General features: G+C 71.9%; 23 protein-coding genes. 9 read left to right on the top strand and 14 right to left on the bottom strand.

Features of this window, described 5'->3' with window-relative positions; translation table 11 throughout:
• Position 1 precedes the first annotated feature (1 nt).
• From ABZ646_RS00735 to ABZ646_RS00725, 3 genes are all read right to left on the bottom strand, one after another.
• A complete protein-coding gene (locus ABZ646_RS00735) occupies positions 2–1,498 on the bottom strand; it encodes a PTS transporter subunit EIIC (RefSeq protein WP_360511507.1) in 1,497 nt (498 codons plus the stop codon).
• A 16-nt stretch (positions 1,499–1,514) separates the two neighbouring features.
• On the bottom strand, positions 1,515–2,444 hold the full coding sequence (gene murQ / locus ABZ646_RS00730; RefSeq protein WP_360511505.1) for an N-acetylmuramic acid 6-phosphate etherase: 930 nt from the start codon (positions 2,442–2,444) through the stop codon (positions 1,515–1,517).
• An 82-nt stretch (positions 2,445–2,526) separates the two neighbouring features.
• Positions 2,527–3,519: a MurR/RpiR family transcriptional regulator gene (locus ABZ646_RS00725; RefSeq protein ID WP_360511503.1), complete on the bottom strand. Its 993-nt coding sequence runs from the start codon at positions 3,517–3,519 to the stop codon at positions 2,527–2,529.
• A 19-nt stretch (positions 3,520–3,538) separates the two neighbouring features.
• On the opposite strand from ABZ646_RS00725, the gene ABZ646_RS00720 reads away from it, so the two are divergent.
• Positions 3,539–3,922 carry a hypothetical protein gene (locus ABZ646_RS00720; protein ID WP_360511501.1) on the top strand — a complete coding sequence of 128 codons (384 nt, stop codon included), beginning with the start codon at positions 3,539–3,541 and terminating at the stop codon, positions 3,920–3,922.
• The gene (locus ABZ646_RS00715; RefSeq protein WP_360511499.1) at positions 3,919–4,200 is read left to right on the top strand and encodes a DUF4031 domain-containing protein; all 282 of its coding nucleotides are present in this window, start codon (positions 3,919–3,921) and stop codon (positions 4,198–4,200) included. The genes ABZ646_RS00720 and ABZ646_RS00715 overlap by 4 nt, the downstream gene beginning before the upstream one ends.
• Here ABZ646_RS00715 and ABZ646_RS00710 read toward each other — a convergent pair.
• From ABZ646_RS00710 to ABZ646_RS00695, 4 genes are all read right to left on the bottom strand, one after another.
• Positions 4,142–8,935 carry a caspase family protein gene (locus tag ABZ646_RS00710; RefSeq protein WP_360511497.1) on the bottom strand — a complete coding sequence of 1,598 codons (4,794 nt, stop codon included), beginning with the start codon at positions 8,933–8,935 and terminating at the stop codon, positions 4,142–4,144. The two genes, ABZ646_RS00715 and ABZ646_RS00710, sit on opposite strands and share 59 nt — an antisense overlap.
• Before the next feature lie 13 nt (positions 8,936–8,948).
• Entirely contained in the window at positions 8,949–9,254 is a 306-nt protein-coding gene (locus ABZ646_RS00705) for a hypothetical protein (RefSeq protein ID WP_360511496.1), read from the bottom strand.
• Between the two features lie 218 nt (positions 9,255–9,472).
• The gene (locus ABZ646_RS00700; protein WP_360511562.1) at positions 9,473–10,531 is read right to left on the bottom strand and encodes a GNAT family N-acetyltransferase; all 1,059 of its coding nucleotides are present in this window, start codon (positions 10,529–10,531) and stop codon (positions 9,473–9,475) included.
• A 19-nt stretch (positions 10,532–10,550) separates the two neighbouring features.
• Positions 10,551–11,213 (bottom strand): hypothetical protein, encoded by a 663-nt coding sequence (locus ABZ646_RS00695; RefSeq protein WP_360511494.1) that lies wholly within the window; start codon positions 11,211–11,213, stop codon positions 10,551–10,553.
• A 46-nt stretch (positions 11,214–11,259) separates the two neighbouring features.
• Between ABZ646_RS00695 and ABZ646_RS00690 the strand changes: the two genes are divergently transcribed.
• Positions 11,260–11,928, top strand: a complete 669-nt coding sequence (locus tag ABZ646_RS00690; RefSeq protein WP_360511492.1) for a maleylpyruvate isomerase family mycothiol-dependent enzyme — start codon at positions 11,260–11,262, stop codon at positions 11,926–11,928.
• A gap of 154 nt (positions 11,929–12,082) precedes the next feature.
• Positions 12,083–12,829, top strand: a complete 747-nt coding sequence (locus tag ABZ646_RS00685) for a copper homeostasis protein CutC (protein WP_360511490.1) — start codon at positions 12,083–12,085, stop codon at positions 12,827–12,829.
• Positions 12,830–12,890: 61 nt separating this feature from the next.
• Here ABZ646_RS00685 and uppS read toward each other — a convergent pair whose 3' ends face one another.
• The 4 genes from uppS to ABZ646_RS00665 form a co-directional block, all read right to left on the bottom strand.
• Complete coding sequence (uppS, locus tag ABZ646_RS00680; protein ID WP_360511488.1) at positions 12,891–14,717, bottom strand: polyprenyl diphosphate synthase; 1,827 nt, start codon at positions 14,715–14,717, stop codon at positions 12,891–12,893.
• 37 nt (positions 14,718–14,754) lie between these two features.
• Complete coding sequence (locus ABZ646_RS00675) at positions 14,755–15,624, bottom strand: ABC transporter permease (protein ID WP_360511486.1); 870 nt, start codon at positions 15,622–15,624, stop codon at positions 14,755–14,757.
• The gene (locus ABZ646_RS00670) at positions 15,621–16,229 is read right to left on the bottom strand and encodes an ABC transporter ATP-binding protein (protein WP_360511484.1); all 609 of its coding nucleotides are present in this window, start codon (positions 16,227–16,229) and stop codon (positions 15,621–15,623) included. Before ABZ646_RS00670 ends, ABZ646_RS00675 begins: the two co-directional genes overlap by 4 nt.
• Before the next feature lie 215 nt (positions 16,230–16,444).
• Complete coding sequence (locus ABZ646_RS00665; RefSeq protein ID WP_360511560.1) at positions 16,445–18,412, bottom strand: UvrD-helicase domain-containing protein; 1,968 nt, start codon at positions 18,410–18,412, stop codon at positions 16,445–16,447.
• A gap of 443 nt (positions 18,413–18,855) precedes the next feature.
• Here ABZ646_RS00665 and ABZ646_RS00660 point away from each other — a divergent pair, with 443 nt between their 5' ends.
• The gene (locus tag ABZ646_RS00660; protein ID WP_360511482.1) at positions 18,856–19,035 is read left to right on the top strand and encodes a hypothetical protein; all 180 of its coding nucleotides are present in this window, start codon (positions 18,856–18,858) and stop codon (positions 19,033–19,035) included.
• Between the two features lie 153 nt (positions 19,036–19,188).
• On the top strand, positions 19,189–20,331 hold the full coding sequence (locus ABZ646_RS00655; protein WP_360511480.1) for a glycosyltransferase 87 family protein: 1,143 nt from the start codon (positions 19,189–19,191) through the stop codon (positions 20,329–20,331).
• Here ABZ646_RS00655 and ABZ646_RS00650 read toward each other — a convergent pair.
• The 3 genes from ABZ646_RS00650 to ABZ646_RS00640 all read right to left on the bottom strand — a co-directional run bounded on the left by ABZ646_RS00650 (position 20,289) and on the right by ABZ646_RS00640 (position 23,394).
• Positions 20,289–21,929 (bottom strand): DNA repair helicase XPB, encoded by a 1,641-nt coding sequence (locus tag ABZ646_RS00650; RefSeq protein WP_360511478.1) that lies wholly within the window; start codon positions 21,927–21,929, stop codon positions 20,289–20,291. The two genes, ABZ646_RS00655 and ABZ646_RS00650, sit on opposite strands and share 43 nt — an antisense overlap.
• Positions 21,930–22,169: 240 nt before the next feature.
• Positions 22,170–22,832 (bottom strand): methyltransferase domain-containing protein, encoded by a 663-nt coding sequence (locus ABZ646_RS00645; RefSeq protein ID WP_360511476.1) that lies wholly within the window; start codon positions 22,830–22,832, stop codon positions 22,170–22,172.
• A gap of 73 nt (positions 22,833–22,905) precedes the next feature.
• On the bottom strand, positions 22,906–23,394 hold the full coding sequence (locus ABZ646_RS00640; protein ID WP_360511474.1) for a hypothetical protein: 489 nt from the start codon (positions 23,392–23,394) through the stop codon (positions 22,906–22,908).
• A 134-nt stretch (positions 23,395–23,528) separates the two neighbouring features.
• Here ABZ646_RS00640 and ABZ646_RS00635 point away from each other — a divergent pair, with 134 nt between their 5' ends.
• From ABZ646_RS00635 to ABZ646_RS00625, 3 genes are all read left to right on the top strand, one after another.
• Positions 23,529–24,770, top strand: coding sequence for a sensor histidine kinase (locus ABZ646_RS00635; RefSeq protein WP_360511472.1), 1,242 nt, complete (start codon positions 23,529–23,531; stop codon positions 24,768–24,770).
• Positions 24,758–25,408, top strand: a complete 651-nt coding sequence (locus tag ABZ646_RS00630) for a response regulator transcription factor (RefSeq protein ID WP_360511470.1) — start codon at positions 24,758–24,760, stop codon at positions 25,406–25,408. The genes ABZ646_RS00635 and ABZ646_RS00630 overlap by 13 nt, the downstream gene beginning before the upstream one ends.
• A gap of 158 nt (positions 25,409–25,566) precedes the next feature.
• Positions 25,567–26,061, top strand: a 495-nt coding sequence (locus tag ABZ646_RS00625) for a hypothetical protein (protein ID WP_360511468.1), incomplete at its 3' end; no start/stop codon positions are given.

Raw genomic sequence — 26,061 nt, 5'->3', positions numbered from 1 at the left:
GTCAGCCGCCGGTCCGCCGGGGTGGCGGGGCGCCCTTGAACGTGACGTACGTGGCCAGGAAGCCGACCGCGTACCCGGTCAGCAGGCCGCCCGCGTACACCGCCGCTGCCAGGGCCGGGCCCCTGTTGCCCGTGACGAGCGGGAACAGGGCCCAGCCCGAGGGGCCGATGGCGGTGGCGCCCACCCGGTCGCCGAGCAACGCGAAGAACCCGACGAACGCCCCGCCCGCCGCGCCGCCCGCGCAGGCGGTCAGGAAGGGGCGGCCGAGGGGGAGCGAGACTCCGTAGATCAGGGGCTCGCCCACGCCCAGCAGGCCCGCGGGAAGGGCCGACCTGATGGTCGTACGCAGTGAGGTGTCGTGGCGGAGGCGGGCGTAGACGGCGAGGGCCGCGCCCACCTGACCCGCGCCGGCCATGGCCAGCAGGGGGAGCAGCACGGTGTAGCCCTGCTGCTGGATGAGGGTGGTGTGGATGGGGATCAGGGCCTGGTGCAGGCCCAGCATGACCAGGGGGAGGAAGAGGCCGCCGAGGATCAGCCCGGCGAGGGGGCCGGTGGTGGTGAGGAGCCAGTTCGCGGCGGTGCCGATGGCGGAGGAGACGACACCGGCGGCGTACATGAGGCCGTAGAGCGTGGCCAGGCCGGCGGTGAGGACGGTGACGGTGGGGGTGAGGAGGACGTCGAGGGTGGCCGGGACGCGCCCACGGCACCACTTCTCGACGTACGTCGCGAGCAGGGCGGCGGCCAGGGCGCCGAGGACCCCGCCCTGGCCGGGGGAGAGGGCGACCCCGAAGGCGGTCACCTTGGCGACGCCCGGATAGACGACGACGGCCGCGACCGCGCCGCCGAGCACCGGTGTCCCGCCGAACACCTTCGCCGTGTTGTAGCCGACGAAGACGCTGATCAGCGCCATGAAGCCGGAGGCGACGGCGGCGAGGGCCGGGGTCAGGCCGGGCAGCCAACCGGCGTTGACGAGGAGCCCGCCCAGCCCGGCGAGCATCCCGCACCCGATCAGCGCCGGGATGAGCGGGACGAAGACGTCGGCGACCCGGCGGAGGGCGGTCTTGAAGGGGGTCGCGTTGCGCCGGGCCCGATCCGCCCGCAGCTCGGCCCCACGGGCGGCGAGCGCCGAAGCGTCGAGCCCCCGAAGACCACCGGACGAGCCAGCGCCTGCCGGGGCGCCGTCGGGTACGGGGCTGCCGGGCGGTGGGGCGGCGGTACCCGGCGTCCCGTCGGTCGCCTCGGCCGCGCCGAGCAGCGCTTCGAACGCCGCGGTCACCGTCACCACCGCGCCGGGCCCGATCACCACCTGGAGGGTGTCCCCGTCGGCCACCACCCCCAGCACCCCGGGCACCGCCCGCACCGCCTCCGCGTCGGCCCGTGAGCGGTCCGCGAGACCCATCCGCAGCCGGGTCATGCAGTGGGCGACGGAGGTGACGTTCGCGGGGCCGCCCACGAGGGGGAGCAGCGCGCTGGCGGTGTCGTACGGCGATCTCTGCACCCCCCGAGCGTGCGGGTCAGTCCGCCGCCGTGGTGAGCGCCGCGCGCAGATGGCCGCCGGACTCCTCCAGAAGGCGGGCGGCGGTCGGCCCGTCCACCCCGGCCAGGATCACCAGGACGGCGTTCTTCACCTCGCCGCCGGTCGCGGTCAGCGCGTCCTCGATCTCGGCGTCCGAGGCGCCCGTGGCGAGGGCGACGATCCGCCGGGAACGGGCGCGCAGCTTGTCGTTGGAGGCGCGGACGTCGACCATCAGGTTCCCGTAGGTCTTGCCGAGCCGGATCATCGTGATCGTCGACAGCATGTTGAGGACGAGCTTCTGGGCGGTGCCCGCCTTCAGCCGGGTGGAGCCGGTGAGCAGCTCGGGGCCGACGACCACCTCGACACCGTGCTCGGCGGCGGCCGCGAGCGGACTGCCCTCGTTGCAGGAGAGGCCGACGGTGAGGGCGCCGAGGGCGCGGGCGTGGGCGACGGCGGCGACGGCGTAGGGGGTGCGGCCGGAGGCGGAGATCCCGACGACCGTGTCCGCGGCGCCGATCCCGAGCGCGTCCAGGTCCTGCCGGGCCAGCTCCGCCGAGTCCTCGGCCCCCTCGACGGAGGTGACCATGGCCGCGGGCCCGCCCGCGATCACCCCTACGACCTGACCGGGCCGGGTGTTGAAGGTGGGCGGACACTCGGACGCGTCGAGGATGCCCAGCCGCCCGGCGGTACCGGCCCCGGCGTACACCAGCCGGCCGCCGTCCGCCATACGGGCGGCGATGGCGTCCACGGCGGCCGAGATCTCCGGAAGGCGCCGGCCGACGGCAGCTGCGACCTGGGCGTCCTCGCCGTTCATGAGCCGTGCGATCTCGAGGGTGGGGAGGGTGTCGATCCCGGCGAGCTCGGGCCGGAACGCTTCGGTGGTGAGCGTCTCCAGTTCGGTGCGGAGCGCTCGGTGTTCGGTGGTCATGGGCAGACGGCTCTTTCCGACGCGGACGAGTGCAGCAACTCAGGGGCGCGAGCAGCCCCCACGGCCTATCGGGCCCCACGGTCTATCGGGGCAGGCTCCGGTGCCGATGAGCGAGCGCCTCGTACGACGCCGCCAACGCCGGTGCCGCCGCCTCGTACGTCCGCTGCGCCACTCCCACGAACAGACAATCCACCACCAGCAGCTGACTCGTCCGCGAGGACATGGCCGCGGGCCGAAGTTCACTCTCCCGCGAGGTCGAGGTGGTGAGCACATGGTCGGCGTACTGCGTCACCGGTGAGTCCGGCCGCCCGGTGACGGCGACCGTCGTGGCCCCCCGTTCGAAGGCGGCCCGCAACGGTTCGATGACGTCCCCGGTGGACCCGGAGTGCGTGATCGCGACGGCCACGTCACCCGCCTTCAGCTGCACGGCGTTGGTGACGGCGAGGTGCGGGTCACCGGGGGCGTGCGCGATCAGCCCTATCCGCAGCAGCTTCTGCGTGAGGTCCTGGGCGACGAGCCCCGACGCCCCGATGCCGTACACATCGGTGCGCCGGGCACCGGCGAGCGCGCTGACGGCCGCCCCCAGCTGCACGGTGTCGAGACCGGCGGCCGTGTCCGCGAGGGTCTGCTGTTCCTCGTGGGCGAGCTTCGCGACGACGTCGGCGATCGGGTCGTCGACGGCGATGTCGGTGGTGATCGCGGGCGCGCGCCCCGACTGCTGCTGCGCGGCGAGGCCGGCGAGGGCGAGCCGCAGGTCGCGGTAGCCGGGATAGCCGAGCAGCCGGGCGGTGCGTACGACGGTCGCCTCGCTCGTGCCGGTGAGTTCCGCGAGGCCGGTGACCGTGAGGGCGGCGCAGCCGGCGGGGTCGCCGGCGACGGCCTCGGCGACACGCTGCATGGAGCGGGTCATGGAGGGGGCGAGTGTGCGCACCTTGGCCGTGAGCGCGGCCGGGGCCGGTGGCCGCGCACTTTCCGGGCCGCCGCCACGGTGCGGAGTGAGAGGGTCCCGAGTGAAAGTTTCCTTCACATCCTCGTTCACTCTTGAAAGATATTTTCCACTCGGGCTTCCGGTCAAGACCCCGCACAATGGGACCATGGATCCGGTCAGCCCCCTGGAACAGACGTTGCACGCCGCCCGCGCCCTGGTGCTCGCCGATCTCGTCGCGGGCGACGTGGCCGAGGCGGACGTGGTCTCGCTGGTCGAGGACTCCGTCGTACAGCGGCGCTGGTGGGTCGAGCAGTGGCCCGAGGGCGCGGGGTACGTGGCCGGGCTGGTCGCCCAGGACGTGCAGGACGCGCTGCTGGAGCGGTACGGCCGCTGGCCGCTGTGCCCGGTGTGCGGCTCGGGCGACCCGCACGCGCTGGACGTCGAACCGGAACTCGGGCCCGACCCGCACTGGGTGTGCCACAAGGCGGGCGTGAAGGTCGCCTCCGTCGGCTCCCTGGGTCATGCCACGGGCGGTGCGGCGTCCTCGTGACGGTGTACATCGACCCGCCGAACTGGCCGGGCCACGGCCGGATGTGGTCCCACCTGGTCAGCGACGTCTCCTACGCCGAACTGCACGTCTTCGCCGAGCAGCTGTCCGTCCCGCGCCGCGCCTTCGAACGCGACCACTACGACATCCCCTCGCACCGCTACGCCGACGCGGTACGCGCCGGCGCCGTGGAGGTCAGCAGCCGCGAGGTGGTGCGGCTGCTCACCCGGGCGGGGTTGCGACGACGGAAGGGACGGTCGGCTCCGTCGGCTCAGGGGTGAACCACGTCTCGGCCTCGTGCCGGATGCCCATGTCGGTGGCTCGCAGCGCGACGTCGCGGAGGGACTTGCCGGCCCGCAGCGCCACCGTCGTCAAGGTGACAAGGGAGAGCGAGGGGGCGGCGTGGTCCGGGACGCTCGCCTCGACGCCTGATTCGTCGAAGGACCGCAGCAGGCGCCTTTCCCACACCCGTTCAGCCTGCCAGGTTTCGGGCGGCGGTACGACGTCGAAACCCAGGGCCCCGAGAGAGGCGGCGATGGCTTCCGGGGCCCGGCCGGTGTGTCCGGCGACGGCGTGGAGGGCCGCCGGGGAGACCCGGCCGACGGCTTTCGGGCTCAGCCAGGCCCTGCGGAAGCCCGCCCCGAGCGAAATGGCCTGGACATCCTGCTTTCTGAAACGTGCGAGGACGGCGTGATCGAAGCCGAACCGGTAACCCAGCGACGTGAGCCGGTCGGCGGCTTCCGCCAGGGAACTCTCCGCACGGACCGCGACACCCACCACCTGTTCCAGGGTCACCGGGCATGCGGGGTCGGCGAACGTGAACCCGGTGCCGAGCAGCTCGATCTCCTCGGCGGACGGCAGGTGTTCGTCGTCCGGCACCTCGGCCACCTGGTAGCCGAGCTCACGAAGCCTCGCGGCGAGTTCGCGGGCCGGACGGCTCAGCCGGCGGGCGGTGGCGACCACGTGACGGAGGGGGACTTCCCGGTCCAGGAGGACTTCGGTGCTGTCGATCAGGGCCCGGTCGTCGTCGGTCAGTTCCGGGGAATCCGAGACGCCCGGTGGCAGCAGGAAACCGAGGTTCGACAGCAGTTCCGCGACGAAACGGAGCGGGAGGTCCGTCAGGTGTGTCACCTCCAGCAGCTGGACCGCGGTCACCCGCACCGCTTCCTCGGGGGAGGGCGGTGTGTCGTACGACGCCCACAACTGCTCGACGACGCTGCACTCCTCCTTGGCCCACTGCTCCTTGACCGGGGGGTCCGCGGGCACGGTGAAGCCCAGTTCCCCGAGCCGCTGTGCGGCCCGTGCCGTGGAACAGGAGGCCACGGCCGCGCTGACGCCGATCTGGGCCGCGCTCAACCTGTCTCCGGGCGACAGCCAACCGGACAGGTTGCCGACGGGACGCAGCAGCGGCAGATCCTCCCACTGCGCGGAGGAACAGCCGGACAGGGGTTCGACGACGTATCCGAGGGCGATCAGACGCTCCGCGACGTCGGCCGGGGCCCGTTCGACGGCCGAGCTGATGTCGAAGAGGTCAGCGCTGCTCAACGGAACAGCCGGATCCCGCCAGGGGAAAAGCAGACCGAGACTGCCCCAGCCGGAGTCGGCGAGCGCCTTCGAAGGCACGGAGGTTTCGAAGAAGGTCCCTGCCCGTGGCCCGTTCAGCCACTCTCTGTGGCCCGACCGCCAGTGCGGATAACTGTGCAGCCTGCCCCGGTTGTGGAGGCTGCCGAGTCCGCTGAGCAGGACGAGGTCCGACGGACGGGCACACAGCGGGTCCGCGTCCGGCTCCGGCAGGGACACCGGGCCGCCGAAGCCGGCCCGGTACAGGGTGTGCAGACGCCAGCGCAGCACCGGGAGCGGGAAGTTGGCGAAGAACGAGGCGGACGTCGAGGAGTCCTCCTCTTTGAAGTCGCCGGTGAGCACGGGCAGCAGGTCGATGTCCGGCGGAAAGAACCCCAGTTCGCTGAAAGGAGCGCAGAGGTCGTCCGACAGCTTCCAGGCCAGATCCGTGTGCCGGACGTGCTCCGCGACGGCGTCGGCGAAGGGCACCGACCAGTTCCCGGCCGACTCCAGCCACGAGCGGTGGGGCAGCCCGCAGTCGGACTCCGTGAGACTGGGGACCGCGGCGATCATGCGTGCAGTCACCCGCTCCAGGTTGAAGGACCGCAGTCTCTTGCGGTCCACGGTCAGTTCCAGTTCCGGTGACTTCTCGCCGTGAAGGTTGACGACGGCACCGTAGACCCTGGTGTCGTCGCTTTCCGTGTACAGGCCGTCCGCCAGTACACTGCCCGGGCCTTCGACCCACCAGATGTCTGGATCCTGCGAGGGAGCGCACCCGCCGTGACCCTTGCGGATCGAACGATAGGAGACGTGCGTCTCCAGGGCGGCCTGGGAGAGCTCCCCCGGCGGCCACTCCAGGTTCCGCGCCCCGTGCGTGGCCGTCGTCCGGTAGGGCGCCACCCACAGGACCTTCGCCAGCGCCTCCAAGCAGGAGACCGACCGGTGTTCCTTTCTCAGGAGCAACGTGACGGCCGTCCCGATGTCCTCCGGTCCCCCGTCCCCCTTGTCCTCCACCCTGAAGAAGTTCCCCGGGCCCGCGATCGTCACCTGCAACAGCCGGCGCGGCCGTCCGTCCTTGCGTCCCATCCGGCAGGTCCGTACGACGATCTCGTCCGCCAGCATGAAGTAGCTCAGGACCCCGATGCCGAAGCGTGAGTTGGGGTAGAGCCGCAGCTTCGGCTCCGGCAGTTCCTCCCAGTCCGCCTGTTCCTCGATGTACTCGGGGAGATCGACGAAACGGGCGCCGCCCTGGGAGAAGACGGTGCTCAGCTCGGTGATGCCCATGCCGATGCCGTTGTCACGGCACTCGAGGTACGGCCGGCCGTCGGGACGGACGCCCTGGGTGAAGGTGATCTCACCCTCCCAGTCGAGCGCGGGGCCCCCGGTGCGTTCCAGGTACTCCGTGCGGCGGTCACGGTAGCGGACGGCGTCCAGCGCGTTCTGGTAGAGCTCGCGGACAGCCAGGTTGCTGTCGCCGTACAGCTCTTCACCCATGAGCAGTTCCTGGACCCGGTCCTCGGCGAGCTGGAAGCGGATGCCGTCGGACAGCTCGTCGGGGGTGCCTTCGGTACGCACCCGGCTGCCGTCCGCGTAGGGCGGGAGGCCCTGGAGCTGGTCCAGCGCGGGGTCGTCGCCCCGGTCGATGTCGCGGAGCAGGATGTCGACCCGCGCCGCGTGTTCTCGCAGGGCCACCTGGACCGCCGGGTGCGTGCACACCGCGTTGAGGGAGCGGCCCAGGCCCGAGACCTGCCAGTCGGAGTGGCGCACGGTGGCCAACAGCTGATCAAGGTCGACGCTCTCGGGGACCCCGAGGTGCTCGACGACGATCTCCGGAAGGTCCAGCGGATCCACGGCCATGGCCTGTGCCGCCTTGACGAGGGCAGTGACCAGGGGAGCGCGGAGCACCTGCTCGACCGGGGTGCTGGCGGCGATGGCCACCCGGTCCTGCCGAGCCGGCCGGAGCTCGCGCGGCATCACGTCGCCGGTTGAGCGGCGGGTGGTGAACGGGGCGGCCCGGTGCTCCCGCAGCAACTGCATCAGGAGTTCGGGGGAAAGGGCGTCGACGACCCACTGAGGGTAGGTGCCGCCGCAGGTCAGGTCGCCGAGGAGGTCTTTCAACCGCTCGGCGGAGTACAACTCCGGCTGCTGGATCAGCCATCGGTGGAAGAGCCACCACCGGATGCGCTCCATCGAGGCCCGGGCGGCTTCCTTCTGTTCCGCGGAGTTGGTAGCGGCCTTCTGGTGCTCCAGCGCCATCAGCCGTCGTTTGAGACGGGGAAACCCCTGCCCGAACTTGTCGAAGCGGGCCTGGTCGGGGCTGGACGCGGCGGCGAGGACTTCGGCACGCAGAGCCGCCTCCTGGGCCCAGAAGGTCTGGGCCACCAGCGGAAACAGATAGGCGAGCGCACTCTCGGTCGGGGACAGCAGCACCCCGTCCAGGAGCCGACCGACGAGGAAGCCGAGCCGTTTGTGGCTGCGTGCGGCCAGATCGCCGTCGTGCCAGGGGTCGTAGCTCAGCCTGCGGACGGCTTTCTCGTAGGTCTGGGCCAGCCGGTCCGCCACGGTCCGGCAGACGTCCCGCAGAGTCTCCAGGGCAGGGCCGTCGGTGGTCCGGTGCCACGGGTATTCGTCGACCCCGCGGACCCAGGGGTGGATTTCGACGCGTCGTTCGAGACCGGGCAGGAGGAGGAAGTCCTTGCCGTCGGCGTCCGTCTCGCAGGTCACCTTCACCTGTTGCGGGGGGCTGGTCTTGCCGTACGCCCGGTAGTAGTCGTCGACCCGCTGCTGCACCTGTGCGGAGAACTCCCGCAGCCGCAGGGCGTGCGGATCGGCGGTGATCACGTCGGCGACGGCGCGCGAGAAGATGCTGAACGAATCGCCCTGCTGCGTACCCATGTCGTAGCCGGGCTGGAGGGTGTCCGTCGGCCTGATGAAGCGAGCGACCTGGGGGGCCGCGCAGGCGTGGACGTAGGCGACCTTGCGACGCAGCGCGTCCATGATCTCCGGGGGCTTCCACCGCCGCATTCCGGAGAACGACTTGGTGTCCGGCAGCATGCCCTCGCGGCACGTGTCGAGCAGGAACACGACCCGTTCGGCGGGGCAGCGGTCCACCTGCTGGTGCCAGCCGATCTCGATGCAGTTCCTGGCGAACGAGTCCGTGTCGGGTGCGTCCTCGGGAACCAGGTAGTCCTTGCCCTCGATGTGGAGCCCGTGTCCGCTCAGCACGATGAGCAGTGTGTCGCCGCGCCGAGCGGTGCTGAGGAACTTGTCGACGGCACCGCTCACCGTGCCCGCTGTGATGCCGCGCCGGTGCTCGAAGACGTCGGCTTGGAAGTCGCGGCCGCTCAGAGCCTCGCGCAGCCGCTGCAGGTCGTCCCGGACGAAGGGCAGGTCGGCGAAGCTGGGGCTGTCGGAGTAGTCGCTCGCCCCGATGAGCAGCGCCTTGTACTTCGGCATGGGCGGCGCCCGCTCAGGCGGGCCGCTTGAACGTCAGTGTCAGGCTCCTGGCGTTCTGCATCTGTCCGGAGCCGACGAATTGAACGCCTCCGCTCGCGGTGACCTGGAAGGAGAGCTGAGCCTCGGCCAGCGGGAGTGGCCCACCGCGGTCGGCGACGGACTGGAAGATCTCTTGCAGGGCGTCGACGGCGTCGGCCAGGTTCTTGCGGAGCGGGCCGAGGGGTACCGCACGCAGAACGGCGTCACCGTCGCGGCTGAACAAGCCCATGGAGTCGCCGTCCTCGGCAGCCAGCGCGATGTCCTCCTCGGTAGCCGTCACCCAGAACGGCAGAGTCCGCCCGTCGGACAAAGCCTGTACTGCGGTGTCCCCGGCTCCCTCGACCCCATCCAAGGCCCGCTCGCTCATGCCGTTCCCGTCCCCCTCAGGCGCGCAGTCGCTGCCGTTGTCTTTCCGTTCTTTCTGTCGGAGGGACAACTTTAGTTCCACCGGCGGACTTTGTGGCCGGTGATGCACCTACTGGGCATGTCTCGGGCGCGTTACTTCCGCAGTTCGAAGGCCGGCCCCTCGTCGGCCGCGCTCACCCTGGTGAACCCGGCGCGGGCGAGCACCGCCTGGGAGGCGGTGTTGGCGGGTTCGGTGGTCGCGAAGAGGGAGTTCACGTCGTCGCGGGCCAGCGCCCAGCCGGCCAGGGTGCGGAGTGCCTCCGTCGCGTAACCGTTGCCGCGGGCGGCCTCGGCCAGGTCGTAGCCGATCTCGACGCGGCCCTCCTCGTCCGGCGCGGAGTGGAAGCCGAGGCCGCCGATCGCGCGGCCGTCCTCGCGGCGGACCAGGGCGAAGACCCCGAACTCGGGTCGGTGCACGCCCCCTTCGTAGGCCTTCAGCAGGAAGCCCGCCGCGTCCCTGGTGCCCTCGAACGGGCCGCCGTCGATCCACTCGAAGCCGCCGTCTCCGCCGAGGCGCAGGTCACGGGCCTCGGCAGGGCGGATGCCGACGAGGTCGAGGCGGTCGGCCGGCAGGACGAGGTTGTTGCGCCAGCGCCACTCGGTGACGGGGGCGCGGCCGGGGAGGTCGCCGCGGCCGGTGGCCCACAGGAGGGTCTCCCAGGGCGTCGGGCCGGGCTGGACGTGCGGGAAGAGGAAGGTGAGGACGAACTCGGCGAGTTCCTCGGCGGGGCGGTAGGGGATCTCCAGGCCCTGCGCGATGTCGTGCGTGTGCAGCAGCACCTCGGCGACGCCCATCGCGGCGAACCCCACGCGGTCGGCGCTGCGGAAGGGGTACGGGTGGAAGGCGCGGGCCTCGCGCGGCGCGGTGCGGACGGCGGCGGCGAGCAGGGCGCCGGTGGCCCGGACGACGTGCAGGACACCGGAGTTGTCGGTGCCCTCTTCGAGGCTGAGCTCGAAGGGCACGTAGTCGTCCTGGGCGTCCCCCGCCAGGTTGGCGGCGTAGCCGATGAGGTCGTCGGCTACGTGGACGGCCGTCTCGCGGCAGCTCCACTCCAGCCGCCCCGCCGGCACCCCTTCCCAGTCCCGGTCGACCGCCGTCCCCAGGGTCGCCACACAGCCCGCGACGGCCTCCGCCACCTGATCCCCGCCCATTGCACGCATGGGCCGCACCTTAGGACGCGGGGTCCTCGGCGGTCGACAGCATTTCCAGCTCGGCGGCGAGGTTGTAGCGGGCGGTCGGCTCCCAGTTGCTGCGTCCGTACGGGGTTCTGAACAGCCGGGGCAGGTGCAGGAGTTGGCGCAGGACCGCGGAACGGCCCGCCCGGAAGGCGTCGTTGGGCACGAAGTGGTACTCCTCGCGCACTTCGGCGGTGTAGGCCGCGTACGCGGCGGGCGGGGCGGCGAGGATCGCCAGGTCGGCGTCGCACAGCACCTCGCCGTTGCGGTCGCCGGGGGCCGGGTCGTGGGTGACGGTGAGCCGGACCAGGCGGGCCACCTCGGCGGTCCCGGACGCGGACACCCCGGCCTCGGGGAGGGCGCGCTCGGCGAGGCGGGCCGAGCGCTCCTCGTTCTCCGAGCGGTCCGGCGCGTACACCGCGTCGTGGAACCAGGCGGCGAGCCGGACCAGGTCCGGGTCGTCCGCGTACTCCGCCAGCACGTCGACGTGGTCGAGGACCGCGGTGAGGTGGGCCAGCGTGTGGTACCGGCGCTGCGGCTCCTGCCAGCGGTCCAGCAGGGCGTCGGCGTAACGGGAGGGGTCGGGGCGGCGGGCGTCCTCCCCCGTCGTGCGGAGGGCGCGCAGCCAGCGGGAACGCAGGTCGTCGAGATCGGCCATGGGTTCATTCTCCCGCGCACCACTGCCATCCCCCTAGCGTGGAGGCATGACTGTTGCCGACGAACGTGACCCGCAACTGCCCGGACGTCTCCTCACCGTCGAACGCGACACCCTGATCCCGCTCCTGCGCACCCGGCCGGACGCGGACTTCGCGCTCCCGACCGCCGCGTGTCCGGGGTGGACGGTGCGGGATGTGCTCGCCCACTGCTCGTCCGCCCTGATCCGGGTGGTGGACGGCCGTTTCGAGGAGGGGGTGTTCTCGCCCGCGTCGAACGACCGGGACATCGCGGATCGCGCCGACTGGTCCCACGCGCGCGTACTGGACGAACTGGAGCGTGGCATGACCGAGGCCGGGGAGGTGATCGCGGGGTGGTCGGACGGCGGGCTGGACCGGATCGCCCTGGGGGAGTGGGTGCATGCCGGTGATGTCCGCGACACCCTCGGGGAGCCGGGGGCGTACGCGGGCGCGGGCCTGCCGCACGCCCTCTCGCTGCTGGCCCGGGTGACCCGGCAGCGGGGACACCTGCGGCTGCAAGCGGACCTGGACGACGTCGACGAGCCCCTGCAACTGGGCGAGCCGAGCGGAACCCGGACCCCGGCCCGTTTCATCGGGGACGCGGCGACGCTCGTACGGCTGTACACCGGGCGGTCCGCGGACGGGGCGTCGTACGAGCTGACAGGGGCGACAGCGGGGGAGCTGAACCTGTACGGCTGACCCTCCTCGGTTGAGGCGGGCCCGGTGCGAGGGGGCTCGGGTTGGCCGGGGAGGCGGTCTCGCGGCCGTCGGTGTTCCCCGCGTACCCTGGATTGGACTAGACCTCCTGTGGTCGGTCGCACGGTCACACGGGGAACACCACGGAAGGGGCCCTATGAGCACGCGTGCAGTCCTGGAGGTGATCGCCCTCGACGCCGAGGACGCGGTCGCCGCCCAGGCCGGAGGCGCGGACCGCCTCGAACTGGTCACCGACATGGCGGCCGACGGGCTGACCCCGCCGCCCCGGACCTTCGCCGCGATCAGGGCCGCCGTCGACCTCGACCTGCGCGTGATGCTGCGGCTGGCGGACGGGTTCGCGGCAGGGGACGTCGACCGTCTGGCGGACGTGGCCGGGGAACTGCGGACGGCGGGCGCCGACCAGTTCGTGCTCGGGTTCCTCGACGCGGCCGGCGGGGTGGACCTGCGCGCGGTGGAGCGGATGGCGGAGGTGCTGGCGGGCTGCCGCTGGACCTTCCACCGCGCGATCGACCGGGCCGCCGACCGCGACGCCCTGCGCAAGGAACTCGCCGACCTGCCCGGCCTGGACACCTACCTCACCGCGGGCGCGGCGGAGGGCGTCGACGAGGGCCTGCCCACGCTGCTGGCGGAGGCACGCCGACGCGGCGAACCGGGCTACGAGCAGACGCTCCTGGTGGGCGGAGGACTGCGGCTCGATCACGTCCCGCACCTGCTGGCGGCGGGGATCGACGCCTTCCACATCGGCGGCGCGGCGAGGCCGGGGGGCTGGGACGGACCGGTGTCGGAGGAGGCGGTACGGAGCTGGCGCAGCGCACTGGAACTCCCCCGCGGCGCAGGGGGACGGCGCGAGGCACCGGTCATGGTGCAGGGGCCCGTGCCCTGAAGGCCTGTAGCCACCTGCCCATGCCCGTGCCCGACCGCTTGTCCGAGGCACTCGGGCAGGCTCAGATCGGACGTGACGGGGCGGGCGGTGGCTGCCGGGGGGAGATGAGGGTGGCGGCGCCGTGGCGGCGTTGGCGTCGGCTGTATTCGGTGATGGCCTGCCACAGGTCGCGCCGGTCGACGTCGGGCCAGTAGCCGGGGGTGAAGTACAGCTCGGCGTAGGTGGCGTGCCAGGGCAGGAAGTTCGAGGTGCGCTGCTCGTTGCCGGTGCGCCACAGCAGGTCGACGTCCGGCATGTCGGGGTGGGGCAGGTGCCTGGCGAAGTCGTCCTCACCGATGAGACGGGGGATCACGTCGCCCGCTCGGGCCGCCTCGGCGAGGGCCGCGGCGGTCCTGGCGATCTCGTCGCGGCCACCGTAGTTGATGCACACGGTGAGGGTCAGACCGGTGCGGGCGCGGGTGCGGCGCTCCTCGCGCTGGAGGGCTTGAACGAGTTCTTCGGGCAGGTGGTCGGGGCGGCCGGACCAGCGTTGACGTACGTCGAGATCGCGGATGGGGCCTTCGTCGAGGTCGCGTCGGATCGCTTCCAGGATCGTGCTGGTCTCCCCGGTGTCGCGTTTCCAGTTCTCGGTGGAGAACGCGTAGAGCGTCAGGTGTCGCAGGCCGATCTCCAGGGCGCCGTAGACCATCTCGTGCGCGGCGGCGGCGCCGACGCGGTGGCCTTCGGAGCGGGGCAGGCCGCGCTGCCGGGCCCAGCGGCCGTTGCCGTCCATGACGACAGCCACGTGGGAGGGCATGCGGTCGGCGGCGATCCGCGGGGGCCGGGCGCCGTCAGGGTGCGGTGGCGGGGGCCCCAGAGCGGTGTCTTCGGCCGCCGGGTCCGGCGCGCTCGCGGTCACCGCCGACCGTCGGGGTCCGGGCACGGTCAGGGACGTCAGGCTCCAGGCCAGACGCGAGCGGATGCGGGCGGGGGCCAGGATGCGGGCACGGGTGACGAGGGAGGGGCGCGGGGAGCGCTTGAGCAGGGCGGGGCCGGCCGCGTCGACGGCGCCCAGTTGGGCGCGCATTAGGCAGGCCGATGTGTCAAGCACGGTGGCGGCGCCCGGATGCATGCCTCTCGTCATCGCGGGCCTGGTCACCCATTGGCGAGCCAGATCGGTCATCGCGCCGATCAGTGCCGCTGCGGCCGGGCTCCAGCGCCTCAGCCGCAGGTCGTCCTCCGCGCCGGGGTAGGCGTCCAGGGCCTCCTGCGGCAGGAGCAGGCGGCCCTGGACGAGGTCGGAGCCCAGGTCGGTGAGGACATCGGTGAGCTGGGCCCCGTCGACGAACCGCGCATAGTCCTCCTGCCGGTCCAGCCTCAGCGCCATCGGCGCTCCGGCCTGTTCGAACAGGTGCCGTACCTGGTCGGCCCAGGGCAGGACTTCCTCGCTGCACCAGGACCGCCACGCGGCCCAGTCGGCGAAGTGCCGGCCGTGGGTGTCGTCACGTGTGCTGCTCATGGCGCCCCGCAGGCCGGACAGGTCCAGGCGCCATCGCAGGGCGGTGTCCACCAGGGCGTGCCGGACCGGATCCCGGCTCGTGCCGGCCGCCAGGTCGCCCTGCAGGGCTTCCGCCCACGCTTCGACGCGGGCCGCACGGTCGGCCGGCTCCGCATCCTGCTGGTCGGCCAGGTCGTCCAGGACGCTCGCTGCCGCCCACAGGGCCCACCCGGCCGGGCGCAGCACGGTCGGCATCAACTGGATGAGGACGTAGATCGCGGGATCGTGCCGTCGGGTGGTGCGTCGGCACAGCCGGTACGCCGCCCGCAGGGCCGGGTCCCCACCGATGAGCGACCGGGCGGTGAGTCGCCGCCGCCGGGCTTGGTGGACCGCATCGAGGTCAGGTGTCATGGACTGTGGTGTGGCGCGCATGGGGGATTCCGGAGTCTCAGGATGCTTCCGTGTCGGACACCGCGGATGAGGGCGTGGAGACCTGACGCGGCGCGAGAGGACCGGCCTGGTCACTTCTTTGCGCCGGCAACGAGGTCTGGGAGGTCAACGGCAGGAAGCTGCGGGTGCTGCGACGGAAGCCCACCAGCGCGACCAGTGCGGCTGCCGCGAACCAGGTGAGCTGAATGGCCAGATGGTCCGGGACCGGGCTGGTGGAGAAACCGGCTGCGGTGCCGGCCTGCATGGCTCCGTAGGAGGGCAGGTAGCGCATGATCGGGTTGTCGGCCCCGGAACTGGTGATCGGGTTCTGCAGCGCAAGGTCGATGATGCTGGTCATCACGATGGCGAACATGCCCTCGACCTCCCGGCGCAGCAGGGAGCCGAAGCCGACGCCGAGCGCACCGTAGGTGAGCCCGGCGCAGAACAGCGCGGCTGCGAGGAGGAGAGGCTGGCGGGGTGTCCAGGCCAGGCAGGTGACCGCGGTGGCGTAGGCAGCGACTGTCGCCGAGACCAGGGCCAGGGCGGTGACCTTGGCCAGGACGAGGTGGGCGCGCGGGTAGCCGGCCATGGCGAGCCTGCGGTCGAAGCCGCTGCCGCCGAATGTGGCCGCGAACATCATGAACCCGGTGATCAGCGTGACGGCGTTGAGCGCGCCGCTGATCTCGGTCAGTTCGTTGCCGTGCGGCGTCAGCGCCTCTCCGGTGGCGCGAAGACGCATCCGGGCGGGGGTGTCCGGCATCGCCAGGTACGCCAGGGTCGTCCACACCGGGACGAAGAGGCCCACCAGGATCATGGCGAACCGGTTGCGGCCGTGCTCGATGAGCGCGAACCGGGTGGCGACGGCGAAGCGGGTGAGGTGGAACCTCATGCGACGGCCCCCGCCCCGTCCGGGTGCAGCAGCCCGCCGTCCAGGCGCCACAGCTCGTCCAGGCGGTCGGTGTCGTACGCCAGGTGAGAGACGACCAGTACCGAACGCCCCGCATCCCGCAGCCGCACGGCCAGATCCCAGAACCGCTGGTAGGTGTCCCAGTCGAACCCCTGGTACGGCTCGTCCAGCAACAGCACCTGCGGATCGTGCATGAGCGCCAGTGTCACGTTCAGCTTCTGCCGCGTGCCGCCGCTGAGCACACCGGCCCGCTCATCGGCGTATCCGGTGAAGCCCAGAACCTCCATGACCTCCTCGGCGTACCGCACGTCGGGCAGATGGTAGGCCGTCTGGAAGAACGTCAGGTGCTGTCGGACCGTCAGAGCGTCGTTGAGGACCACGTGCTGCGGGCAGTAGCCGAACCGGCCACTGTGCCGGACCGTGCCGCGCGTGGGTCGTAATCCGCCGGACAGGACCTTCAGCAGCGTGGACTTCCCGGCGCCGTTCTCCCCGACGATCCCGCACAGCGTGCCTACCCGAAGCCGCAGGTCGACACCGCGCAGGACCACGCGCCGACGGTAGGCATGATGCACATCCCTGACCTCCACCCCTGTCCCCCCTGCAGACCTGGACCGACCGCGGACCGACCGCGGACCGCGACCCGAATGGCCCAACGATCACGGCGCGCCGAGGACACGGACCACCCCCGCCACCGGGGCGCGGTGGCGTCCGCGCCGGCGGCGACAGGGGGAGAAAGTCATGCCAGCTCCAGAGGCCGGGAGCCCCGTGGCGGGGCCACGAAGAAGGTAATGGGGGCGGCCGCTCAGCTCAGCTGCGGCGGCAGTGGAGCCGCGTGTGTCACGATCAGCCCCGACACCGCTCGGGTCAGCGCCACGTACAACCGCCGCAGCCCCGTCCGTTCGTCCGGCTCGCCGTCCACCACCGCCTGCGGTTCGTCGAGGACCACGTAGTCGTACTCCAGGCCCTTGGCGAGCGAGGCGGGAACCAGGGTGAGGCGGGTCTCGGCCGTGGTCTCCTCGCCGGGGGCCAGGTGGCCGATGCCGGCCTCCGTCAGCGCCCGGGCGAGCGCGGGCACGCGCGCGTCCGCCGCGATCAGGCCCGTCGACCCCTCGTTGCGCAGCAGCTCCGCGCACGCCGAGACGACGTCGGCGGCCTCGGTGACGGCACGGACGGCGAAGAAACCGGGGTTCTCACGGACCGAGGCGACCGGGGTGAGGCCGGGCGCGATGTGCGGGAGCAGCCGGGAGGCGTAGGTGATCACGTCGGTCGGGACCCGGAAACCCGCCGTCAGCTCCTCGACCACGCCGTCCGCCTTGCCGAGGTGGGCCAGCGCCTCGTCCCAGCTCCGGGTCGCCCAGGGCGTGGTGCCCTGCGCCAGGTCGCCGAGGACGGTCGCCGAGCCGGTGGTGCAACGGCGGCCCACCGCGCGGTACTGCATCGGCGACAGGTCCTGCGCCTCGTCGAGGACCACATGGCCGAGCGAGTGCGTGCGCTCCACCAGGTCCGTCGTCTCGTCGATCAGCACGGCGTCCGCGGGCGACCACCTGGCCGCCTTCACCGACCGCACCGGCCTGGTCCACACGATCGTCTTCTGCTCGTCCTCGGTGAGGATCCCGGCGGCGTGCTCCGCCAGGAAGTCCGTGTCGGTGAGCAGCCGCAGGACCAGTTTCGCCGGGTCGACCGGCGGCCAGACCTGCTTCACGGCCGCCTTCACCGCCGCGTTGCGCGCCACCGAGTCCTGCACGCGGTCGTCGGGCGCCTCCCCCGACCGTTCCATCTGGACCAGCACGGCGTGCGCGATGCGCTGCGGCAGGGCCTCGCGCGCGGCGCCGTACCGGATACCCCGGTCCAGCAACTCGCGGACGATGTCCTCCAGTTCGTACGCCGGGACCCGCCAGCGCCGGGAGCCGCGGACCACCACGACCGGCTCGGTGGGCATCGTGACGTGCGCGTAGACGGCCCGGCGCAGGACCTCCGCCATCCGGGCGTCGCCCTTGATGACCGCGGCGGCCGCGTCGTCGGTGCCCCTGAGCTCGACGTGCCGGCCCACCAGGTCGTCCACGGTCGCCTGCTGGACCGTCAGCTCGCCCAGCGCGGGCAGCACCTGCTCGATGTAGTGCAGGAAGGACCGGTTCGGGCCGATGACGAGGGTGCCGGTGCGGGCGAGCCGCTCCCGGTGCGCGTACAGGAGGTAGGCCACCCGGTGCAGGCCGACGGCCGTCTTCCCGGTCCCCGGCCCGCCCTGCACGCACACCGTGCCGCCGAGCCCGCTGCGCACGATCTCGTCCTGCTCCGGCTGGATGGTCGCGACGATGTCGCGCATGGGGCCGACGCGCGGCCGCTCGATCTCCTGCTGGAGCAGCTTGCTGGTACGGGCCGCCTCGGCGGGGTCGGAGAGGTGCTCGTCCTCGTACGCGGTGATCTCGCCGCGCGTGTACCCGAACCGGCGGCGCAGCGCGATGTCCAACGGGTCCTTCTTCGACGCCCGGTAGAACGGCTGCGAGACCGGCGCCCGCCAGTCGATGACCATCGGGTCGCCGTCGTGGTCGTGCACGTGCCGGCGCCCGATGTAGAAGCGCTCCCCGGCCGCGCCCTCGGCCCGGTCGACGCCGGGGGCGTGCAGGTAGTCGAGGCGGCCGAAGAAGAGGGGGGTGTCGCTGAGGTCGGCCAGCGCCTTGATCCGCTCGTCGATCTGACGGGTCAGTACCTCGGCGTTGACCCAGTTCGCGGTGACGTCGCGGATGTCCAGCGACTCCACGTCCTCGCGCATGGCGCGCAGGGCGGACCGGGACTCGGCGAGGTGCGCACGCTCGCGGGAGAGGGGGTCGGTGGCCGGTGCGGCGGCGGGTGTCGTGACGGTTGCGGTGTGTCGGTCCGTGAGCGGGTCGTGGGCGGGCGTGGACAAGGGGGTGCCTCCGAAGGCCTGCGGTGGACGGCGCGTGCGGTTGTCGCGCGGGGTGGCGATCAGCCGACCGGTTTCCGTCCGGCCGGCGGCACTCCGGGGAGGGAGGCGGGCAAGAGCGGAGATTCTAGTGAGGCGGGGGCGGGGGAGGCCAATGGATTTCCTGGATGCTCCTCCCCCTAGGGGAGAGATCACCCTGAAGGCCGGTCGGAGGTAGGGGTGGGGGTCCGTCCCGGGGTGGACGGGCGGATGCCGGAAATTGGACCCGTGGACCGATGCCGCGCTCATGCCCGAAGTACGACCATTGAGACATGAGCGCAGCAGCCATCACACCAGCCCCCAGCCGTCCGCCGGGCGCCACGGCCGTGGACGGCGTCCCCCACCACCGCCTGGGCGACGCCCTGCGAGCCGTCAAGGTCTTCGTCACCGCGGCGTTCAGCGTCGCCATACTCGGCGAGTACGGCGAGGAAGCGGGCATACACCGCAAGTGACGGCATAGGGTCACCATCGTGCCGAACCGCACGGTGCCGTCGCCCTGTCCTCCCCCGCCCCGTTCCCTCCCGTCCCGACTCCTCCTGTCCGTCTCTCTCCTGTCGGCCTCCCTTTCCTCCCTGGCCGTCCTCTGTCTTCTCCTCCACGCCCCGATGGCCGATCTGCTGGTCTACCGGGCGGAGGGCGAGGCCGTGGTCCACGGCGGCGACCTGTACGGCTTCACGGTCACCGAGTGGCGGCTGCCGGCGACGTACCCGCCCTTCGCGGCGGTCCTCTTCGTCCCGACGACCTGGATCCCCGTCCCGGCCCTGAAGGTGGCGTTCCTCGCGGGCAACGCGCTCCTGCTCGCCTTCCTCGTCACCCTCTCCGCCCGGCTGGCCGGCCGCACCGCACCCCTGCCACTGCTCTGCGCGGCGACGGCGGGCGCCCTCTGGCTGGAGCCGGTCTTCCAGACCCTTCTCTTCGGCCAGGTCAACCTGGCGATCACCTGCCTGGTCCTGTGGGACCTCCCCCGCCCGTCCGGCGCCCGTGCCAAGGGCCTGGCCCTGGGCGTCGCGACCGGCATCAAACTCACCCCGGCGGTCTTCATCGCCTACCTGTTCCTGACCGCACGCAGAAAGGAGGCGGGCGTCGCGACGGCGTCCTGCGCGGGCACGGCACTGCTCGGTGCCCTGCTCCTCCCCTCGGCCACCGTGGACTTCTGGACGCGGCGCCTGTTCGAGACCGGCCGGGTCGGCAGTGCCTGGATCGTCGACAACCAGTCGCTGCAGGGCCTGATCGCCAGGTCGCTGCACACCGGGACACCGGGCCTGTCCTGGGCGATCCCGACGGCCGCGGTGGCGGCGGCCGGCCTGTGGCTGGCGGTCCGCGTCCACCGCGGCGACCGTATGGCGGGCAACCGTGACGCGGGGGACCGCTGGGGCATCCTCCTCACCGCGTGCACGGCACTGCTGATCAGCCCGATCAGCTGGTCCCACCACTGGGTGTGGTGCGTCCCGCTCCTGGCCGTGCTGCTCGCGGCGGGCCGCCCGCGCCTGGCCCTGGCCGCCGGGGCCGTGTTCACCGCCCGCACGATGTGGCTGCTGCCCCACGAGGGCGACCTCGACCTACGTCTCCCGTGGTGGCAGCAGCCTCTCGCGGCGCCGTACCCGCTCCTGGGGCTGGCGCTGCTGGCGGGCGCGGCCCTCGCCCTGCGGCGCGCCCCGCGGCGGTCGGGTCAGGGGCGGAGGGGTCGGGATCTGCCGGGCCGTGCTCAGCCCTCCGTCAGCAGCTCGTCCGCGTCCATGATCCGGTAGGCGTAGCCCTGCTCCGCCAGGAAGCGCTGGCGGTGGGCGGCGAAGTCCTGATCGATCGTGTCGCGGGCGACGACGGAGTAGAAGTGCGCCTGGTGGCCGTCGGCCTTGGGGCGGAGCACCCGGCCGAGCCGCTGGGCCTCCTCCTGGCGGGAGCCGAAGGTGCCCGAGACCTGGATGGCGACCGTCGCCTCCGGCAGGTCGATGGAGAAGTTGGCGACCTTGGAGACGACCAGCACGCTGATCTCGCCCTCGCGGAAGGAGTCGAAGAGCTTCTCGCGCTGGGCGTTGGAGGTCTCGCCCTTGATGACGGGGGCGTTCAGATGCTCGCCGAGTTCGTCGAGCTGGTCGATGTACTGGCCGATGACGAGGATCTGCTGGCCCGCGAAACGCTTCACGATCGCCTCCGTGACCTTCCGCTTGGTCGCGGTGGTCGCACAGAAGCGGTACTTCTCCTCGGTCTCGGCGGTGGCGTAGGCGAGCCGCTCCGAGTCGGTGAGGTTGACCCGCACCTCGACACAGTCGGCCGGTGCGATGTAGCCCTGCGCCTCGATCTCCTTCCAGGGGGCGTCGAAGCGCTTGGGCCCGATCAGGGAGAACACGTCCGACTCCCGGCCGTCCTCGCGCACGAGGGTGGCCGTGAGCCCCAGCCGCCGACGCGCCTGAAGGTCGGCGGTGAACTTGAAGACAGGAGCCGGCAGCAGATGGACCTCGTCGTAGACGATCAGACCCCAGTCGCGGGAGTCGAAGAGTTCGAGGTGCGGGTAGACACCCTTCCGCTTCGTCGTGAGCACCTGGTACGTGGCGATGGTGACGGGCCGGATCTCCTTGCGCGTCCCGCTGTACTCGCCGATCTCGTCCTCGGTGAGGCTCGTGCGCTTCACCAGCTCGTGCTTCCACTGGCGCGCGGAGACGGTGTTGGTGACGAGGATCAGGGTCGTCGACTTGGCCTGTGCCATGGACCCTGCGCCGACCAGCGTCTTCCCCGCGCCGCACGGCAGCACGACGACACCGGACCCGCCGTGCCAGAAGTTCTCCACGGCCTGCTTCTGGTACGGCCGCAGCGCCCAGCCGTCCTCGGCGAGCTCGATCGGGTGCGCCTCGCCGTCCACGTACCCGGCGAGGTCCTCGGCGGGCCAGCCCAGCTTCAGCAGGGTCTGCTTGATCTGCCCGCGCTCGGAGGGGTGCACGGCGACGGTGTCGGGGTCGATGCGGGCCCCGACCAGCGGGGCGATCCGCTTGGAGCGCAGGATCTCCTCGAGCACCGGGCGGTCGGTGGTGGTCAGCACCAGCCCGTGCGCCGGGTGCTTGCTGAGCGTCAGCCGGCCGTAGCGGTCCATGGTCTCGGCGATGTCGACCAGCAGCGCGTGCGGCACCGGGTAGCGGCTGAACTCCACCAGGGCGTCCACGACCTGCTCGGCGTCGTGGCCGGCCGCCCGCGCGTTCCACAGGCCCAGCGGGGTCACGCGGTAGGTGTGGATGTGCTCCGGTGCCCGCTCCAGCTCGGCGAAGGGCGCGATGGCCCGACGGCAGTCGTCCGCCCGCTCGTGGTCCACTTCGAGGAGCAGGGTCTTGTCGGACTGGACGATTAGGCAGGACACGCATACCTCCGCGGATAAGGTCGTCTCATGACAGAAACAACGTCTGTCACAGCACGGGCTATGCCCCGTGCCCGACGCCGGAAGGGTGTCCCGGCCGACGCGCCGGGGATGCGCGCCGCTGTCTATGTTCGCCCATCACGCGAAACCGACGAGACGACTTCGCCGGAACGCCGGCGTGACATCGATGTCCCGGGCTTCTCGCGCGGGCTCGACCGGCCGGGACTGCAACCATCGGCCACCTCAGCTCTCAGGTCCTCGAAGGGAGCGTTGCGATCGGGCGCAGGGCTGAAACCGTGCCAGGTAGGCGAGGGTCGAGCCGCTCCTGGTGCTCAGATGCAGGCCGGACGCGTCGGCGAGACGGTGCAGAGGGCCGAAGGGGATCCAGTGCCGGTCGAAGAACTCGCCCACGACCAGCCGCCCTGCGGGGGTGAGCACCCGTGCTGCCTCAGCGAGCACCCGTTGTGGTTCCGGGATCTCGCCCAGTGCGGTCACCAGATACATGGCGTCGAAGGTGTCGTCGTCGAAGGGCAGCTCGCGGGCATCCGCCTGGGTGGGCACGATGTTGGGCACTGCGCGCTGCCCCGCACGGTGCATCACGTGGCGGAGCATCTCGGGTTGGATGTCGAGGATGTCGAGCTGCCCGTGGGGCCCGAGTTGCGGTGCGATGTGCAGCGACTGCAGTCCGGTGCCGGGCCCCACTTCGAGGATCCGCTCGCCCGGGCTCGGGGTGAGCACCGCGTCGAGCCGGGCGGATGTGAGGAACGGCAACGGCAGGTCCAGCAGGCTGCGTTGGGCGTAGGGGTACGGCGCCTTGTCGCCGAACCACCAGGCGCCTGCGGCGGCAGCGGCACCGAGGGCGCAGGCCCAGCGCAGGCGCGGTGCGGTCAGCACAGCAGAGCCCATGGTGTTCTCCAGTTCTGGGGTGTCCGGGGTTGCGGCTACGGCCGCCGTGCGGCCCGGGTCGGTGTGGCGGGTTTCACGGGGTGCGGGGCAGCGCTCGAACCGCCAGGCGGACGCATACCGCTGCGAGCGGGAGTTCCGCGAACAACGCCATGACCAGCGCCGCGCGCAGTTCGCTCCCGCCGGCCGCGGTCATCGTGTCGAACCAGGCGTCGACGGTGAGCAGGGCGGCTGTCGCGGCGGCGGCCGGTGCCAGTCGCCGATCGCCGTGGGTGGCCAGCAGACCTGTGGTGATCAGGCCGACCGCCTCCAGCGCGTCCAGACCCACCCAGGCGGCGGACCAGTGGGAGGCACGGAACGTGGTCGGCAGGCTGGTGGCCAGCACGACGAGCCACGGCAGCAGCGCCACCCCGCAGCCGGCCAGGACAAGACCCCGCCGTCGGCCCGGAAGGCGGTCCGGACCACGGCGCTGCGGGCTGGGAAGCGATCCCGTGCGCGGGCCGTGCGGCCTGCGTATGCCGAGCTCGGCGTCCGGCTCCGGGAACAGTTCGATGATTTCCTGCACGCCCTTCAGCCTGCGCCGCACAGCGATCACAGTCAGTAATGCCGGGTTCCGTTCCCAGGGTGGTGCCAGCTTCACCATCGATCCGGACGCACGGTGTATGGCATAGCCCTCACCTGGCGTTTTACCGTCGAGCCATGACGTTTCCCCGGGCGCTGCGGCGCAGAGTCGTTCGGGTCCGGCGGGACACCGGTTTCTTGGCGGCCGGGATTCCGCTGCACCTTGCGCTGGTGCCGTTGTGGAGCTGGATGGCGACGAGTGGCGCGAAGCCGGGGGCGTGGCCGTGGCTCCCGCTCCCGTCTGTGCTGATCCTGCTCGGGGTGCTTGCGCTCACCGCTGTGCAGCGACGCCGTTACCGGGTGCTGCTGGGGGTGGAGATCCTCCGGCTGCCGGCCGCGCGCGAGCAAGGGTGGCCGAGGCGCGCTCTGCGGTGGCTGTCCGTGGCCCAGACCTGGCGGCAGGCCGGATACCACCTGCTGGTCGGTCCGCTCCTGGCCGTGGTGGAACTGGGGGTGCTCGCTGCGTGGGTCGCGGGCCTGGCCGGCGTCACCGTCGACGGGTGGGCCTGGATGTTGCCGGTCCAGGTTCGCCTGGACCATGTCGACTACGCGACCCAAGGGGTGTACTACACCGCGGCCGGCGTGCTGCTGCTGTGCGCCGCGTCCTGGCTGACCGGGCCGGTGACCCGCGCCGAGACCCGGATCGCGCTCGCGCTGCTCGGGACCAGCCGCTCCCAGCAGCTTCAGCAGCGTGTCGAGCACCTGTCCGAGAGCCGCACCGACCTGATCGACGCCGTCGACACCGAACGCCGCCGCATCGAACGCGACCTGCACGACGGCACCCAGCAGCGCCTGGTCTCCCTCGCGGTCAACCTGGGCCTGGCCAAGGCCACCCTCACCAACCTGCCGGACGAGGTCCGCGCCGTGATCGACGAGGCGCACCGCGAGGCGAAGGAGGCCATCGCCGAACTCAACGACCTGGTGCGCGGCCTGCACCCGGCCGTCCTCGAAGACCGCGGGCTGGACGCGGCGCTGTCCGGGCCGGCCGCCCGGGTACCGATCCCGGTGCGGCTGCGCGTCGACCTCGAGGAGCGAGCGGCGCCCACCGTGGAGTCGATCGCCTACTTCGTGGTCTCCGAGGCGCTCACCAACGTCACCAAGCACGCCCGCGCCACCCGCGTGGACGTCACTGTCGAACAGGTCGGGAGAATGCTGCGCGTGAACATCACCGACGACGGGATCGGCGGCGCCGACACCTCCACCGGCAGCGGACTGAGCGGGCTGGCCAAACGGGTCGGTTCGGTCGACGGCACCTTTCACATCAGCAGCCCGGTCGGGGGCCCGACCAGCATCGCCGTGGAGCTGCCGTGCGAGCCGTGATCGCCGAGGACTCACTGCTGCTGCGCGTCGGGCTCGTCAAGGTCCTGGAAATGGCCGGCTTCGAGATCGCCGCCGAAGTCGGCGACGCCGAGGCCCTGCTTGCGGCCGTCGGGGAACACCGGCCCGAGCTGGCCCTGGTCGACGTCCGCATGCCACCCGGCTTCACCGACGAAGGCGTGCGCGCCGCGCTGGTGATCCGTGAGCAATGGCCGCAGACCGCGGTGGTACTGCTCTCGCAGTACGTCGAGGAGCGGTATGCGGCCGACCTGCTGACGGCCAACACCAGCGGCGTCGGCTACCTGCTCAAGCAGCGCGTCGCCGACGTGGAGGAGTTCGTGGCTTCCGTTCGGCGGGTTGCGGCCGGGGGCACGGCACTGGATCCACAGGTGGTCGCCCAGCTGCTCGTGCGCCGCCGCAGTGACCCGCTCGACCGGCTGACGCCACGCGAACGGGAGGTACTCGCCCTGATGGCCGAGGGACGCTCCAACACCGGGATCGCCGAGGCCCTGGTCGTCAGCGACAGCGCAGTGGCCAAGCACATCAACAGCATCCTCGCCAAACTCGACCTGCCCGCAGCCGACGCCGACCACCGGCGCGTTCTCGCCGTCCTGAGATTCCTCGGCGCCTCCCCGACCTGAAGCGCGAGCGACCACCTTCGCCGTCGTACGCAATGTGCTCCGCCCGTGCCCGGTGTCTGCGGCTGTCCGATCGTCCTGTGCAACCTTGAGCCCGTTTCGGATGTCATGTCCGGGGGGAGCCGCGCGGCGCGTGCGGCTCGGGGAGGAGGGGCGGGGTGATGTCCGTACGCATCTGGGGGACCGGCGCCGGGGCGCTGGTGGTGCTGATCGCCGCCGGGGTGTGGGCGCGCGGGTCGAGCGCCGTGGACACCGGTCTGTGGACCGAGGTGCGTCCCGCGATCGAGGCCCGGCTGGTGGCCCAGTCCGCCGGGACCGGCACCGGGGAGAGCGGGACCGCTGCGAGGGCGCGCTGGTTCTGCCGGGCGGAGGCCCTGGACCTGGAGGCGAGCGGGGACCGCGTGCGGGCCGGTATCGACAGCCTCTGCGAGGAGTACGGCGTGCGCGAGGGCGCTCTGGTGCTGTTCGGCGGCGCCGAGATACCGCAGGTGATGCGGCTGGAGCGGGACACGGTGCACGGCGGCTACCGGGTCGTCTCCACCGAGGAGGCCCCGGAGGACGCGGACGCCGCGTGGTACGAGGAGCACTTCAGCCCCTACGCCGAGGATCGTAAGACCACACGTCTGAAAACCAGACACAGAGCAGTAAAACTCGAA

The sequence above is a fragment of the Streptomyces sp. NPDC007162 genome (assembly GCF_040634175.1).
GTDB lineage: Bacteria > Actinomycetota > Actinomycetes > Streptomycetales > Streptomycetaceae > Streptomyces.
The sequence above is the reverse complement of the archived record's forward strand: the minus strand, read 5'-3'. Positions and strand labels throughout refer to the sequence as shown.